Consider the following 14749-nt stretch of genomic DNA (forward strand, 5'->3'; position numbering starts at 1 on the left):
ATCAATGACGAAACGAATGCCTGGCTGTTGGTGAAGCATCGCGCATCTCTCCACTTTTCGCACCGCGAGCACCCGCCACCATCTGAATCCTGAATAGCTGCCTGGCGCTGCCGGGCACGCGCACGACCGAATCGGCAAGACACGCAGGCGATTCTCTCGCCCTTGCGTTGCTTGAATGCTGGGTTCTCGCTAGCGAAAGGATCTTCACGATGCGGTGTACGGTCTCCCCACGGCGTCACAAATTCCTGGCGGCGCTGACGCTTGTTGCAGCGCTCGTGCTCAGCGCGTGCGGCGGCGCTGCTCCCGCCACCGAGCAGCCCACCAGCGCCCCGGCGGCAGCGCCCACGGCGGCGCCCGCAGCCGAACAGCCCACGGCAGCACCTGCAGCCGAACAGCCAACTGCCGCAGCCGCCGAGCAGCCCACGGCAGCGCCCGCGCCTACAGCCGCCGCTGCCGCCCCCGCTCCGACGCTCGCCCCGCTTCCGCCCCCGGCCGAAGGCACCTTCACCTACTGGGGCGGCCTGATCTTCTCGGAAGAAGCCAACAAAATGCTGGTGGACCGCGTGAAGCAGTGGGGCCAGGAAAAAGGCATTCCGGTTGACGTCGTGATGATCAACCAGAACGAAACCACGCAGCGCGTCTCGGCGGCGATTGAGGCCGGCACCATGCCCGACGCGCTCGACATGGGCCGCGACCTGATGCTGCTGCTCAGCCAGAGCGGCAAGCTTGAAAAGCTCGACGACCTGTATGGCACCATCGGCAGCGCCCACGGCGGCTGGCTGAAATCGGCCGACAGCGCGAACGACCCGAAGGACTTTGGCGGCAGTCGCTACGGCATTCCCTTCGGCACCTCGGGCAACCTGATCAACCGGCGCGCCGACCAGCTCGAGCCAGCCGGCTTCACCGACGCACCCAAAACATGGCAGGAAATCGGGGAGATGGCGCTGAAAGCCCAGAAGCCACCCGAAACCTACGGCATGGGCTTTGCGCTCTCGAATGTGGGCGACGGCAACCTGACCACCTCGATGCTGCAATCGTGGGGCGGGCGCATTGCCGACGACGCCGGCAAGATGTGTACAATCGACAGCCAGCCCACCCGCGATTTCCTCGGCTGGATCACTGACCTCTACAAGCAGGGCGCGTTCCCGCCCGGCGTGACCACCTGGGACGGCGCGGGCGATAATACCGCGTACCAGTCGGGCAACGCCTTGTTCATCGCCAACCCCGGCAGCGTCTACCTTAACCTGGTGAAGAACGACCCCGAGCTGGCGCAGGCAACCAAGTTCTCGGCGCTGCCTTCCGGCCCGAAGATGCAGGTCGCGCCGCAAGGCCCGAACCTGCGCGTCATCCCCACCACCAGCCGCTTCAAAGATCAGGCGAAGGATCTGCTGGCCTACCTGGCCGACGACGCCTTTATGACCGAATACTACGCCAAGGCGATCTATGGCCCGGTGCTGAACAGCCAGACCGGCTTCCCGATCTTCAAGGACGACCCGGTGCATGTGGGCTTGCTCGACCTGGCGCAGAACGGCACGCCGCCCGGCTACCCGGATGTCAACAACGCGGCCTTTGCTGAATACCAGACCAACTTCCTCACGCCGAAAATGATCCAGCGCATCGTAGTCGACAACAAGAGCATCGACGATGCGATCAAGGAAACGCAGGCGGCCTGCCAGGCAATTTACGACAAGTACAAATAGCATATAGGAGCCATGAGACAAGCGGCAGGAGACAAGCAACCCCTTCTCGTATCTCCTTGTCTCTTGTCTCATGGCTTTCAGGTGGTTCATGGCTGAACAAGCCGTTCCTAAAACGCGAGAACGCGCCCGCGCCGGCAACGCGCTCAGCCGCAGTGAGGCGCGGCTTGGCTACATGCTCGTCGCGCCAGTGCTGATCTGTCTGCTGGTGCTGGTGTTCTACCCGTTTGTGTTCGCGATCTGGATCAGCTTCACCGACCGCATGATTGGCCGGCCCGGGCGCTTTATCGGGCTGGCGAACTATGCCTACCTGTTCGGCCAGCCGAGCTTCCGCGCCACCATCCGCAACACGATTGTGCTGGTGGTGGTGGTGCAAGCGCTGAAACTCGTGTTTGGGCTGGGCATTGCCGTGCTGCTCAACCAGCCGATTCGCGGGCGCAATATGTGGCGCGCGCTTATTCTGCTGCCCTGGGCCATGCCCGCCTTTGTCGCCTACCTGACATGGAAGCTGCTCTATGCCCCGCAGGGCGGCGCATTCAACATGATCCTGATCGGCAGCGGGCTTGTGAAAACCCATGTCGATTTCCTCAGCTCGCCGCAGCTTGCCATGCCCAGCGTCATTGTCGCAACCTTCTGGCGCGGCTTTCCCTTCTGGGTGATCTCGTTTCTGGCAGCCATGCAGAACGTGCCTGCCGAGCTGTACGAAGCCGCCGCCATCGATGGCGCGGGCGCGTGGCAGCGCTTCCGCCATATCACGCTGCCGGGCATTCGCCATGTTGTGCTGGTGGTCGTGCTGCTTTCAACCATCTGGACGACCAATGGATTTGAGAATATCTGGCTGCTGACGCAGGGCGGCCCATCCGACGCCACCATGACCTTCCCGGTGCTGGCGTATTTCGGCATGCAAAGCCTGCGCATTGGCGAAGCCTCGGCTGTGTCGGTGGCGATGCTGCCCGTGTTTGCCATGCTGGCCCTGATCGTCGTGCGCCTACTGCAAGAAGATTAACCCAACGGTAGAGTGTGAACGCTTATGATTGGACGCATCAGCACCCCGCAGAAGATCCTGTACTACAGCTTGCTGGCGCTGCTCGCGCTGGTCATTCTGTTCCCGATCTACTATATGATCATCATCTCGCTCAAGCTGCCGCGCGACATTTATCGCCTGCCGTCGCTGCTGCCGCTCAACCCCACGCTGCGCAACTACAGCGACCTGCTGGTTGGCAATAACTTCCTAACCAACATCCTCAACAGCATTATTGTCGCCGGGCTGGCTACGGCGATCTCGGTGGCGGTGAGCTGCATGGCCGCGTACAGCCTGGTACGGCTGAAATATCGCTACCGCACCCTGGCCGGGCGCCTGATTCTACTGGCCTACCTGACGCCTTCGGCACTCTTGTTCATCCCGCTGTCGGTGATCGTTGCGCAGTTGCGGCTCGGCAATACCCTGCACGGCCTGATTTTCGTGTACCTGACCTTTGCCGCGCCGCTCAGCACATGGCTGCTGATGGGCTTCTTCCGCAGCATCCCGGCCGACCTTGAGGAGCAGGCGATGGTCGATGGCGCGACGCGCGTGCAGGCCATGACGCGCGTGCTGCTGCCGCTTTCGACGCCGGGGCTGATTGCAGTGAGTGTGTTTACGTTCACCGGCGCGTGGAACGAGCTGCTGCTGGCACTGATCTTCATCACCTCGCCCGACAAGCAGACCGTGCCGGTGGCGTTGCAATACCTGATCACCGGCGATGTGTTCCGCTGGGGCCTGATCATGGCCGGCTCGGTGGTGGCAGCCGTGCCGGTGATGGTGCTCTACTACCTGGCACAGCGCTTTGTGGTGCAGGGTCTGGCGGCCGGCGCGGTGAAAGGCTAGCACAGCTTGGTTGACATTCGTTTCTCGTTGCTGAGACCAAGGACGAAGGACGAGTGACCAACGTGGCTTCGTCATCCGTCATCCGTCTTTGGTCAGAAACAGAAGCGGACTTCAGCGGCACTACACTCGTTCTCAACAACATACACAACACAGAGGCTTCGATGAGTGACACCATGCGCGTGGCGATCGGCCAGTTCAACGAGCTGACCCATGAGCGCCTGACCTTTGCGCAGCAGCTTGGCGCGAGCGGCGTGCTGCTGAATACTCCCGTCATGCCGACCGAGCAGCGCTGGGAACAGGCCGATCTTGCCTGGTTGCGGCGGCGCTGCGACAGCTACGGGCTGCGGCTAGAAGCGCTTGAGAACGTGCCGGTAAGCTTTTACGAGCGCGCCATGCTTGGGCTCGACGGCCGCGATGAGCAGATTGCGCACTACCAGGCCACCATTCGCAACATGGGCGCGGCCGGCATCACGGTGCTGGGCTACCACTGGATGCCCAACGGCGTGTGGCGCACGCCCGATGCGCGCGGGCGCGGCGGCGCGATTGTCACCGCCTTCGACGAGGCGCTGGTAGATGCGCAGCCGCTGCGGGCCGGCGTGCGCGAGCACCCGCTGGCGGGTGGGCGCAGCTTCAGCGCCGCGCAGATGTGGGACAACTACTGCTACTTTATGGAGCGCGTGCTGCCTGTGGCCGAAGAAGCTGGCGTGCGGCTGGCGCTCCACCCCGACGACCCGCCGCTGCCCGAGCTTGGCGGCATCGCCCGGCTCTTTCACGATTTCGACGGCTTCGAGCGCGCCATGACGACCTTTCGCAGCCCGAATCATGGTCTGGATTTCTGCATGGGCTGCTGGTCGGAAATGGGGCCAGACCCAATCACGGCGATTCGGCATTTTGGCGGTCGCGGCCAGATCGTGTACGTACACCTGCGCGACGTGCAGGGCTGCGTGCCGAAGTTTCAGGAGTGCTTTCTGGGCGAAGGGAATGTCGATGTTGTTGCGGCAGTGCAGGCGCTCAAGCAGGCGAATTTCACCGGCTTTATTATCGACGACCATGTGCCGCGCCTGATCGACGACACCGAATGGTGCCACCGTGGCCGCGCCCACGCAACCGGCTACATTCAGGCGCTGGTCGATGCGGTGAACAAGCTAGGTTAGTGCGCGTGAGCGCGCAGGGGTTAGGGTTTGGGGGTTGGGGGTTGGGAATTGCGATGCGCAACGAGGGCACCCCTGCGCTAAAACCTCGCCTGGAATTGCACTTGCGCAACTCTATTTAGATGAGGAAGCTGGACCTTTACCACGAAGGCACGAAGACACGAAGGGCTCTTCACAATACCACATAATTCTTGGTGCCTTGGTGTCTTGGTGGTTATTTGAAAGGTACTGGGTCTAGGCGTGCTCGTGCAGCAGCGCCACTAACCCCTCGGCGGCAGCGGAAAGCGCCCGCCCGGCGCGGCAGGCATAGTTGTAGGTGCGCGTATCGTCCGCGCCGCGCAGTGGCAGCGCCCGCAGGTTGCCCTGCGCGACCTCGCGCTCGACAGCGATGCCCTGCACCAGCGCTGTGCCCAGCCCGGCCTCGACGCTGCGCTTGATCGCTTCAGTTTCGCCCAGCAGAATCACGTTGTCGCTTTCCATCGCGGCCACGCCCAAAATCCGCTCGACCGAGGCGTGCAGCGCCGAGCCCGGCTCACGCGTGAAGAACACGCGCCCGGCAAGCTCCTCGGCGGGGATGCCATCGCGCGCGGCCCACTCGTCGCCCGGCGCAACAATGACCACAAGCTGATCGTGCCTGAACGGCGTGACATCGAGCTGCGGGTGCACGGCCGGCGAGCCAACCAGCGCCAGCTCAACCGCGCCGCTGGCAACCTGTTCGAGCAGCTCGGCGGTGTTGCCCACACTGATGCGCACCAGCCGCTGCGGATAGAGTGCGCGGTAGCTGCCCAGCAACTCCGGCAGCAGGTAGGTCGCCAGCGCGTGGCCCGCCCCCAGTCGCAGCGTGCGGTCGGCCAGGCCGGCGGCGGCGCGAGCGGCCTCGGTGGCCTCGGCGGCCAGCGCCAGGATCTGCTCGGCGTAGGGCAGCAGCGCCGCGCCGGCCGGCGTCAGGCGCAGCCGCCGCGGCAGCCGCTCGATCAGGGGCGCGCCGATCTGCGCCTCCAGCGTCGCAAGCTGCTGCGAGACGGTCGGCTGCGTGAGGTAAAGGCGCTCGGCTGCATGGGTAAAATTCCCCACCCGCGCCACCGTCGCAAAGATCCGCAGTTTTGAAATATCCATTACTCCCCTCGCCCTTCATTCTGAATGTGCGAGCAAGATTACGCACTACGCACTACGTTTTTAGCATCATAGTGCGTAGTGCGTACATCAGCTTCTGCACATCGACGCCATATAATTTCTATCTATCGCAAAGATTGAATTCATCAGTTTGAATAATGGTACACGTGCCGCTATACTTTGTCTAGCTGGCCGATTGGGCCACAGAAAGGAGACCGGCATGGAATCTGAGCAGATCAAGCGGCGCGTGCAGGAGCAGTTTGGCGCGGTGGCCGAAAGCTATGTTACCAGCGTGAGCCACGCCCACGGCCCCGACCTTGCGCGCATGATTGAGCTGGCGCAGCCGCGCGGCCACGAGCGCATGCTCGACATTGCGACTGGCGGCGGGCATACTGCGCTGGCTTTCGCGCCGCTCGTTGCCGAAGTGGTGGCAACCGACCTGACGCCCGAGATGCTGGCCGCCGCCGAGCGCTTCATCCGCAAGCAGGGTGCAGAAAATGTGCGCTTCGAGCTGGCCGACGCCGAGGCGCTGCCCTTTCCCGACGCGAGCTTCGACCTGGTGACGACGCGAATCGCGCCGCATCACTTCCCGAACCCGGCGCAATATATTCGCGAAGTGGGGCGCGTGCTGCGGCCCGGCGGGCAGTTCGTGCTCGACGACAACATGGCCCCCGAGGACGACGCGCTCGACGCCTTTATGAACCGCTTCGAGCAGTGGCGCGACCCCAGCCATGTGCGCGCCTGCCGCCTGAGCGAGTGGCAGGGCTGGATCGAGGCGGCGGGCATGGAGGTGGCGCACACCGACCCGCTGCGCAGCAAGTCGTTTGGCTTTGCGCCGTGGGTGGAGCGCATGCCAATGCCGCCCGGCGAGCGCGAGCGCTTCGAGGCGTGGCTGCTGGGCGCGCCCGAGGAATGCCGCGAGGCGTTTGGCCTCCGCGTGTCGAATGGTGAAATCACGGCGATTGCGACAATGTACGCGATTGTGCTGGCGCGCAAGCTGGAAGTGCCAGCGTAGGTAGGCTTCAATTGCTGGCAAATATGGATACAAACGACTAGCCACAGAGGGCACCGAGAACACAGAGAAGAAAATTAAACTCGGTGTCCTCTGTGCGCTCTGTGGCCCAAACGATCTATTGTTCGCTGGATGCGCACCCTTCGATAAGCGCTTCGCGCGGAGTACCCTCTGGGTCCAGGATGCGGCTCAGGTTTGCGCCATTCCTTCATTTTCTACACTACCCCAGCAGCAGCGAAACGCTGTAGATCAGCAGGCCGGCCAGGCCGCCCACCAGCGTGCCGTTGATGCGAATGAACTGGAGGTCGCGCCCGATCTGCAATTCGATTTTGCGCGAGGTTGCGTCGGGGTCCCAGCGGCTGACGGTCTGCGCGATCAGGTGGCCGAACTGGTGGCGATATTCGTGGCTGGCATACACCACCACCCGCTCAACGCCGCGCTCGACGCGGGCAGCCAGCGCCTCGTCGCGCTGCAACAGATCGCCAAACTGCTGCACGCCGCGCTCGATTGCGCGCCGCAGCGTCGAGTCGGGGCGCTCGCTCTGCGCCATCAGCGCGGCCTTGATGTCGAGCCAGAGCGAGGCGGAAAAATCGCGCACAATCGGGTTCGCCAGCAGGTCGTCCTTGAGCGCCTCGCCGCGCGCGATTGTCTCGGGGTCGTGCTGCAAACGCTCAATGAAATCGTAGAGCAGCGTGTTGAAGCGCTCGTGAAACGGGTGGTTCGGGTCGGCGCGCACGGCGTCGAGCGTGGTTTCGATCGTGCCAAACAGCCGCTCGGCGATGTGCGAATCGACCGAGCGCGGCAGCCACCACGGCGTTTCCTTGCTGATCTTGATGCGAATCGCTTCTTTATTTTCATCGAGCAGCCGGCCGGTCAGGTTTACCAGCTCATTCACCAGCTCGGTCTGCCGCCGGCCGGCCAGCACCGCCGCCAGCCCACGGCCCAGCAGCGGCGCGGGCTGCACATCGCGCACACGCGTCACTACCGTGTGCTCCACCAGCGCCTGCAGGTCGGCGTCGTTGACGAGCCGCAGGGCGTTGTGCAGCGCAGTGGCGGCGTGGCGGGCAATCTGCTGCTTGAGGTCGGTTTCGCTCAGCGCCACCGCCACGCGCTCGACCACATGCTGCCCGCGCAGGCGGCCCACCAGCACTTCTTCCGACAGGAAATTGTCGGCCACAAAGCGCCCAATGCTCGCGCCAATACTGTCTTTGCGGCGCGGGATGATCGCGGTGTGCGGGATGGGCAGGCCCAGTGGGTGGCGGAACAGCGCCGTGACGGCGAACCAGTCGGCCAGCGCGCCAACCATGGCCGCCTCGGCAAAGGCGCGCACAAAGCCAACCCAGGGGTACTGCCGCTCAAACAGGCGCGCGACCACGAATATCACCGCCACCAGCACCAGCAGCCCGGTGGCGAACCACTTCATGCGATTCAGCTCGCGCTGGCGGTCGCGCTCGATTTGCGATTGCATAGCCAGGATGTGCCTTTCTTCGTATCTCTGCGGCGCGTGCGCCGTGCTGTTTAGACGACCAGATGCGACCGCTTGACGCAGCCAAGCGTCATGCTTGCAAGAACGCAGCCGCCCGCATGCAGCTATAATAGGTGCCGACAAGCGCGAAAGGAGCGAGCATGCCTGCACCCTACGATAGTATTACGTTCGATTGCTATGGAACGTTGATCGACTGGCGACGCGGCATTTCGCGCGCCTTTCTGGACGAAGCCAGCGCGGCGGGCGTGGCCGACGAGCTGGAACTGGATGCCGAGCGCGTGCTGGGCATTTACCACGAGGTCGAACCACAGGTCCAGGCCGAGTCATTCCGATCTTACCGCGCCGTGCTGGCCGAAACCGCGCTGCGCGTGGCTGAGTTTGTTGGTTGGGAAATGGACGCAGCGGCGGCCGAACGCTTTGCCGCCAGCGTACCGAGTTGGCCTCCGTTCGCCGATACCGACGCGGCCTTGCAGCGGCTGGCAGCTGCTGGCTATGCCCTCGGTATTCTTTCGAATGTCGACGACGACCTGCTGGCTGGCACGCTCCAGCACTTCAGCGCACCGTTTGAGCTGATTGTGACGGCTGAGCAGGTGCGCAGCTACAAGCCCGGCCACGCGCACTTCGAAGCGGCGCGCGAGCGCATTGGCGGGCGGCGCTGGCTGCATGCCGCGCAAAGCCTGTTTCACGACATTCGGCCCTGCAACGAGCTGAACCAGCTGGCGGTGTGGGTCAACCGCCTGAACGAAACCCGCGCGCCGGGCGACCCCACGCCGCTGCACACCGTGCCCTCGCTTGCCGCCCTGGCCGATTGGCTGGAAAGCCAGTAGCGCATGTCGTGCAGGTTTGGCACGCCCTAGCCCATTCGAGAGCGAGCCGAGAGCCGTGCCCTACACTCATGCTCGGGTGATGCGCCTGCTGCATGGGGGAGTGGTGACGCGGTGCTGGCAGCGGCGCATTGCCCGTTTGTCTCATCGTTTGCTCATCAAAACCAAACGTAGTATCATATCGTCGCCATTTAGCGCGCACAGAAGCCTAGAAAAGAGGTCGCGATGGCTTTGACAACGCCGCTCGCGCAGGCTGCCAAGCTCTTCCTGGGGCTTTGGATTGCCGGCGTCGTCGTGGCCATGTTCCTCGTCGTGCCCCAGTACGTTGGGCTGGGCGACGCCGGGCGCATCATTATTATGCATGTGCCAACCGCCTGGGTCACCTCGGTGGCGTTTACTGTTTCGGCAGTTTACAGCGCCCTGTACCTGTGGCGGCGCAACCCCGCCCACGATGCCAGCGCAGTTGCCGCGGCCGAAGTTGGCTTTGTGTTCTGCATCCTCGCCACCATTACCGGCGCGATCTTCGCGCAGCTGGTGTGGGGCGTTTTCTGGAACTGGGACCCGCGCGAAACCTCGATCCTGGTGCTGCTGCTGATCTACGCCGCCTATTTCGCGCTGCGCTCGGCCATCGACGACACCGACCGGCGCAGGCGGCTTTCGGCTGCGTACAATATTTTCGCGGCGGTGACCATGCCCTTTCTGCTGTTTGTCGCGCCGCGCGTGGCCGAAAGCTCGCTGCACCCGAACTGCGCATTTATTCAGGGCAGCAAGTGCGACGGCATCACGCTTTCCACGCAGCCCGGTGGCGCAAAGCTCGGCCAGCTCGGCAATTCCGATATTGTGCTCGAGCTGCTCACCCTTGAGCGGCGCGGCGACCTGGCCGTGGCCACCGTGAATGTACGCGGCATGGGCGGGCGCTCGCTGGGCACGCTCGAACCCACGCTGGAGCTGAGCAGCGGCAAGCCCGCCGACCGGCCTTCCTTCCAGGGCGAGCGTTTCACGCTGGCGCTTGAGGCGGCCGACCTCGCCACCGGCAGCGCGCGCCTGAACATGGAAGCGCCCGGCACTGGCCTGCTGAGCAATGGCCGCACGCTGTGGACGTTCCTGGCCTCAATTATTGGCTTCACTGCGCTGTTTTTCTGGATGTATCGCCTGCGCGCCGCCATGCTGATCCTGCACGAGCGGCTGGCGGAGCGGGAGGGAAGCTATGCCGAATTTCCTGCTTGACCCGGGCGTGGCGATCTACGCCGCGCTGGCGGTGGCGCTGGTGGTGTGGCTGGGTATTTTCGCGTTCCTGTGGCGGCTCGACCGCCAGGCGCAGGAATTGCGCCGCCGGCTCGACCAGCCGGCCCGGCCCGAGGCTGCCGCGCCGCGCGCAACCCTAGAGGCGCGCAACGCACATCCACCCGCGCGCGTCGTAACGAATGATGAATAACACGGTTTCATGCGTTTGGCTGCGCGCCAGGCGCGGTTGAAATCTTTTCGAGGAGCAGCTATGGCAACCGCTTCCAGTGATTTTGGCCGGCGCGGCTTCGCGCTCAAGCCGCTGCATATGATCGGTATCGCAATTATTGTGCTGGCGATTGTGCTGGGCTACTATGGCCTCACCAGCGCGCTGCGACCCTACACCACCAGCGTCGCTGAGGCGATGAGCAGCGGGCGCGGCGTGCAGCTGGCTGGCTTCCTGGTGCCCGGTGAGCAGGGCCACTACGACGCCAATAACAATTTCACCTTCCAGATGCAGGATAACACCGGCAAAATCGTGCAGGTGGTCTACCCCAAGGTCAAGCCCGCCAACTTCGAGCAGGCGATCAGCATTGTGGCGATTGGCCACTACGACAGCGCCAACAACGTCTTTCAGGCTGAAGACATGCTGGTGAAATGCCCCTCGAAATACCAGGAGCAGCTCGATCAGTCGCAGGGCTAGGCAACGGGCGAAATTACTTGTTCGCGCTGGCCAGTTCTGCGGTTCAGTAGTTCTGCGGTTCTTTGCGCACATAGCTGCCGAACCACGAAACTACGGAACCAGGAATGTATCCCCCACGATCAGAGGCATAAACCTCACGTTTGGAGCAGCGTATGTACCTCTTTGGCACCATCCTGATCATTTGCGGCATTGTCGCGGCGGCCATCGCCACGGTGAGCTACACGCTGGTGACGCGCGGCAACACTGCCGCGCTGGCCTATGGCCGTGCCGGCACACGCGGCGCGCTCTTTGCGGTGCTGGGGGTGGTGGCGCTGATTATGTACCTGTTCCTGGCGCGCCGCTACGACATCCAGTATGTTTACGACTACAGCTCGGCCGACCTTGAGTTTGGCTTCCGCATGGCCGCGATGTGGGCCGGCCAGCCCGGATCATTTGTGGTGTGGGCACTGTGGGGCCTGCTGGCCGCGCAGCTGCTGGTGCGCCGCACGCGCCACAACGAGCCCTATGTGCTGGCCGTGCTGATGCTGATCCAGGCCGCGCTGCTGGTGTTTATGCTGGTGCGCAACCCCTTCATCCCCTTCACCGACCCGGCGACCGGCGCGCACTCCGTGCCGGCCGACGGCAAAGGGCTGAACGAGCTGCTGCACAACCCCTGGATGATCATCCACCCGCCCATCCTGTTTATTGGCTATGCGCTGATGGCGGTGCCGTTTGCGTTTGCGATTGGCGGGCTGTGGCGGCGCGACTACGACGGCTGGGGGCGCGCTGCGCTGCCGTGGGCGCTGGCGGCATGGTCGTTCCTTGGGCTGGCGCTGCTGCTGGGCGGCTACTGGGCCTACGAAACGCTGAACTGGGGCGGCTACTGGGGCTGGGACCCGGTGGAGAATTCGTCGCTGGTGCCCTGGCTGACAACCACGGCCCTGATCCACACCCTGCTGATTCAGCGCACCAGTGGCGGCATGCGGCGCGCCAATTTCGCGCTGGCCATTCTGACCTATGTGCTGGTGTTCTACGCCACCTTCCTGACGCGCACCGGCGTGCTGTCGTCGTTCTCGGTGCACTCGTTTGTGGCCGAGGGCCTGAAGACGATTATGACCAGCTTTCTGGCGGTGCTGGCGGTGGCGAGCTTTGGCTTTCTGGCGCTGCGCTGGCGCGATATCCCGAGCCGGCCGATTTCGGAGAAGCTGCTTTCGCGCGATAGCTTCTTCGTGCTGCTCTCGCTGGGCCTGATCGTCATTGCCACGGTGGTCTCGATTGGCACCTCCATGCCGGTGATCTCGTCCATTCCGGGCGTCGGCAATGCGCTGCAAAGCTTCTTTGGCGCGGCCTTCGAGTTGGATCGCGGGCAGGCGCTCGACCCGAACGCGCCCGCCTTCACCGATGGTCGCTTCGGTCTGGTGGCGAGCTTCTACCACGCCACCGTGCCGCCGCTGGCAATCATTCTTGTTGTGCTGATGATCATCGGCCCGCTGCTGGGCTGGCGCGACACCAATGTGCGCCACCTGCTGCGCGCACTGCGCTGGCCGGCGCTGGCGGCGGTGCTGGTGGCCTGCATTGGCCTGGTGCTTGGCGCGCGCGACCCGCTGCCGCTGGCCTACCTGGGCCTGGGTGCATTTGCTGCCGGCACAAACATTCTGATGATTATCCGCACTGTCAAGGGCGGCTGGCTGCGCATTGGCGGCTACATGGCGCACGTTGGCCTGGCGGTGCTGCTGGCCGGCGTGGTTGGTTCGAGCTTCTACGCCACGCCCGAGCTGCGCGTCTCGCTGCCGCAGGGCGAGTCGGTCAATGTCTATGGCTACGACATGAGTTTCAGCGACTGGAAGACCAACGAGCAGGGGCGCGGCGTGCTCGACCTGACCCTGACGCGCAATGGCAAGACCTGGAGCGCGCAGCCGAACCTGTATTTCAACCCGCGCATGGGCGCGACCATGGCCACGCCCGCGATCAAGAGCGACCTGTACGAAGATGTGTACATTTCGCCGCAGGAGTACCAGCCGCCGATCGACCGCAACACTGCGCAGCTCAGCGTGGGCGACAAGCGCGACATCGGGCCGTACAGCATCACCTTCCAGGGCTTCGACGCAGTGGAAACGCACGGTGGCAGTGGCGACATTGGGGCCAAGCTGCTGGTGCAGTACGAAGGCAAAGAAAGCACTGTTGTGCCGGTGATCCGGCTGGTGGCGAACGAAACCGACCCGGCCAAAGCCCTGCAGCGCGTTCCGGTCGACCTGCCCGGCGGCAAAACTGCCGTGTTCGAGGATTTCAACCCGCTGCAGCGCTGGGTGGTCGTGCGCGTCACCGGCCTGAACCTGCCAGTCGACTCGGGCAAGGCCGTGGTGACGGTCAGCGTCAAGCCGGGCATTGTGCTGGTGTGGCTGGGCGTGATTATTGGCGTGCTGGGCGGCCTGATTGCGATTGTGCGGCGCACGCTGGAAGGGCGCTGGCAGCCGGGCGGCGCGCGTTCGCGTTTGCCGCGCGGGCTGGGTGTGTTCGCGCGCTTTGTAGGAAGCAAATAGCGACGGGGCCGGGGAAACCGTGTTTCTCTGGCCCCTGTCTGTTTCGATAGAATCATGGCTCAGGACCACTACGAGACCCTGCAAGTCCACCCCCGCGCCGACGCTGCCGCGATCGATGCTGCCTATGCGCGGCTAAGCGAGCGCTACGACCCGGCCAAGCTCGATGGCGCGGCCGACGAATTGCTGGAGCTGGCGCGTGCCCGCCGCGACGCGATCGAGCGCGCCTACGCGGTGCTGCGCGACCCGACCCTGCGCGAGCGCTACGATGCCGAGCAGCGCGCAGCCCAACAGCCGGGTGACAAGCAGCAGGTGGAGGCATCCCCAGTTGTTGGTCGTCAGTCGCCGGTCGTCAACACCGACACACCGCTCGACTACCGCCCGCTGCCGCCCGCCCGCCGCCAGGAGCGTGCCAAAGGCTCCGCTGAGCCAACCCTTGCCCCCAGCATGCCCGGCCGGGCAGCGCCAGCCAGGCCCGCCAGCCGCCTGGCCCAGCGGCTGACGCTGCCAGTGACTCTGGGAGCCGTGCTGGCCCTGATCATCACCGCCAGCTTGTTTGTCACTGGCGGCGGCGGCCCACCCGCGCCCGCGCCAACGCCCACCGTCTCGCAGTTTGACATCTACGAATCGAGCATTCCGCAGGCGCAAGCCTTTGCCGAGCAAAACCCGAAGAACGCGCAAGCCTGGATCGACCTGGGCAATGTGCTGTACGACAGCGCGCAGATCGTGCGCGAGCAAGCCCCCGAAAGCCCGGTCTACCAGCAGCGCCTGGGGCGCTGGCTCCAGGCGACGAATGCCTACAGCGAAGCGCTCGCGCTCGAACCCGACAATGCCCCGGCACGCGCCGACATGGGCGCCAGCTCGTGCTTCTATGGCGCGGGCACCGGCGACCAGAGCTTTGTGCGTCAGGGCCTGGCCGAAGTCGAGCGCGCCGCCAGCGCCGCCCCCGACGACGCCCGCGTGCTGCTGAGCATGGGCCACTGCCTGGTGAGCACCGCGCCGCCCCAGACCGACGAAGCCATCAAAACATGGCAGCGCATCATCGACCGCAACCCCTCTTCGCCACTGGTCGGGCAGGCCCAACTGCTGATCGCAAAGTACAAGACAAAATAGGCTGCTATTTACTTTCCAGCATATACGAGTTGAGGCACAGAGCGCA

13 protein-coding genes are annotated in these 14749 nt (G+C 64.2%); 11 read left to right on the forward strand and 2 right to left on the reverse strand.

What is annotated here, in order from left to right:
- Positions 1-209 precede the first annotated feature (209 nt).
- From M1P90_RS23570 to M1P90_RS23585, 4 genes are all read left to right on the forward strand, one after another.
- Positions 210-1700: an ABC transporter substrate-binding protein gene (locus tag M1P90_RS23570; protein ID WP_483697916.1), complete on the forward strand. Its 1491-nt coding sequence runs from the start codon at positions 210-212 to the stop codon at positions 1698-1700.
- A gap of 88 nt (positions 1701-1788) precedes the next feature.
- Positions 1789-2703: a carbohydrate ABC transporter permease gene (locus tag M1P90_RS23575; protein ID WP_483697917.1), complete on the forward strand. Its 915-nt coding sequence runs from the start codon at positions 1789-1791 to the stop codon at positions 2701-2703.
- Positions 2704-2727: 24 nt separating this feature from the next.
- Positions 2728-3561 (forward strand): carbohydrate ABC transporter permease, encoded by an 834-nt coding sequence (locus tag M1P90_RS23580; protein WP_483697918.1) that lies wholly within the window; start codon positions 2728-2730, stop codon positions 3559-3561.
- Between the two features lie 161 nt (positions 3562-3722).
- The gene (locus M1P90_RS23585; protein WP_483697919.1) at positions 3723-4715 is read left to right on the forward strand and encodes a mannonate dehydratase; all 993 of its coding nucleotides are present in this window, start codon (positions 3723-3725) and stop codon (positions 4713-4715) included.
- Positions 4716-4946: 231 nt separating this feature from the next.
- Here M1P90_RS23585 and M1P90_RS23590 read toward each other — a convergent pair whose 3' ends face one another.
- On the reverse strand, positions 4947-5828 hold the full coding sequence (locus M1P90_RS23590; protein WP_483697920.1) for a LysR substrate-binding domain-containing protein: 882 nt from the start codon (positions 5826-5828) through the stop codon (positions 4947-4949).
- 217 nt (positions 5829-6045) lie between these two features.
- Between M1P90_RS23590 and M1P90_RS23595 the strand changes: the two genes are divergently transcribed.
- Positions 6046-6840 carry a class I SAM-dependent methyltransferase gene (locus tag M1P90_RS23595; protein ID WP_483697921.1) on the forward strand — a complete coding sequence of 265 codons (795 nt, stop codon included), beginning with the start codon at positions 6046-6048 and terminating at the stop codon, positions 6838-6840.
- Between the two features lie 217 nt (positions 6841-7057).
- Here the strand turns inward: M1P90_RS23595 and M1P90_RS23600 are convergent, their stop codons facing one another.
- The gene (locus M1P90_RS23600) at positions 7058-8305 is read right to left on the reverse strand and encodes a DUF445 domain-containing protein (RefSeq protein ID WP_483697922.1); all 1248 of its coding nucleotides are present in this window, start codon (positions 8303-8305) and stop codon (positions 7058-7060) included.
- Positions 8306-8463: 158 nt separating this feature from the next.
- On the opposite strand from M1P90_RS23600, the gene M1P90_RS23605 reads away from it, so the two are divergent.
- The 6 genes from M1P90_RS23605 (at position 8464) to M1P90_RS23630 (ending at position 14703) form a co-directional block, all read left to right on the forward strand.
- Complete coding sequence (locus tag M1P90_RS23605; protein ID WP_483697923.1) at positions 8464-9150, forward strand: HAD-IA family hydrolase; 687 nt, start codon at positions 8464-8466, stop codon at positions 9148-9150.
- Positions 9151-9372: 222 nt separating this feature from the next.
- The gene (locus M1P90_RS23610; protein ID WP_483697924.1) at positions 9373-10374 is read left to right on the forward strand and encodes a cytochrome c biogenesis protein; all 1002 of its coding nucleotides are present in this window, start codon (positions 9373-9375) and stop codon (positions 10372-10374) included.
- Positions 10355-10582 (forward strand): CcmD family protein, encoded by a 228-nt coding sequence (locus M1P90_RS23615; protein WP_483697925.1) that lies wholly within the window; start codon positions 10355-10357, stop codon positions 10580-10582. The genes M1P90_RS23610 and M1P90_RS23615 overlap by 20 nt, the downstream gene beginning before the upstream one ends.
- 60 nt (positions 10583-10642) lie before the next feature.
- A complete protein-coding gene (locus M1P90_RS23620; protein ID WP_483697926.1) occupies positions 10643-11074 on the forward strand; it encodes a cytochrome c maturation protein CcmE domain-containing protein in 432 nt (143 codons plus the stop codon).
- A 152-nt stretch (positions 11075-11226) separates the two neighbouring features.
- Entirely contained in the window at positions 11227-13593 is a 2367-nt protein-coding gene (locus M1P90_RS23625) for a heme lyase CcmF/NrfE family subunit (protein WP_483697927.1), read from the forward strand.
- Between the two features lie 54 nt (positions 13594-13647).
- Positions 13648-14703, forward strand: coding sequence for a J domain-containing protein (locus tag M1P90_RS23630; RefSeq protein ID WP_483697928.1), 1056 nt, complete (start codon positions 13648-13650; stop codon positions 14701-14703).
- Positions 14704-14749 lie beyond the last annotated feature (46 nt).

The organism is Kouleothrix sp. 19917 (assembly GCF_057073505.1).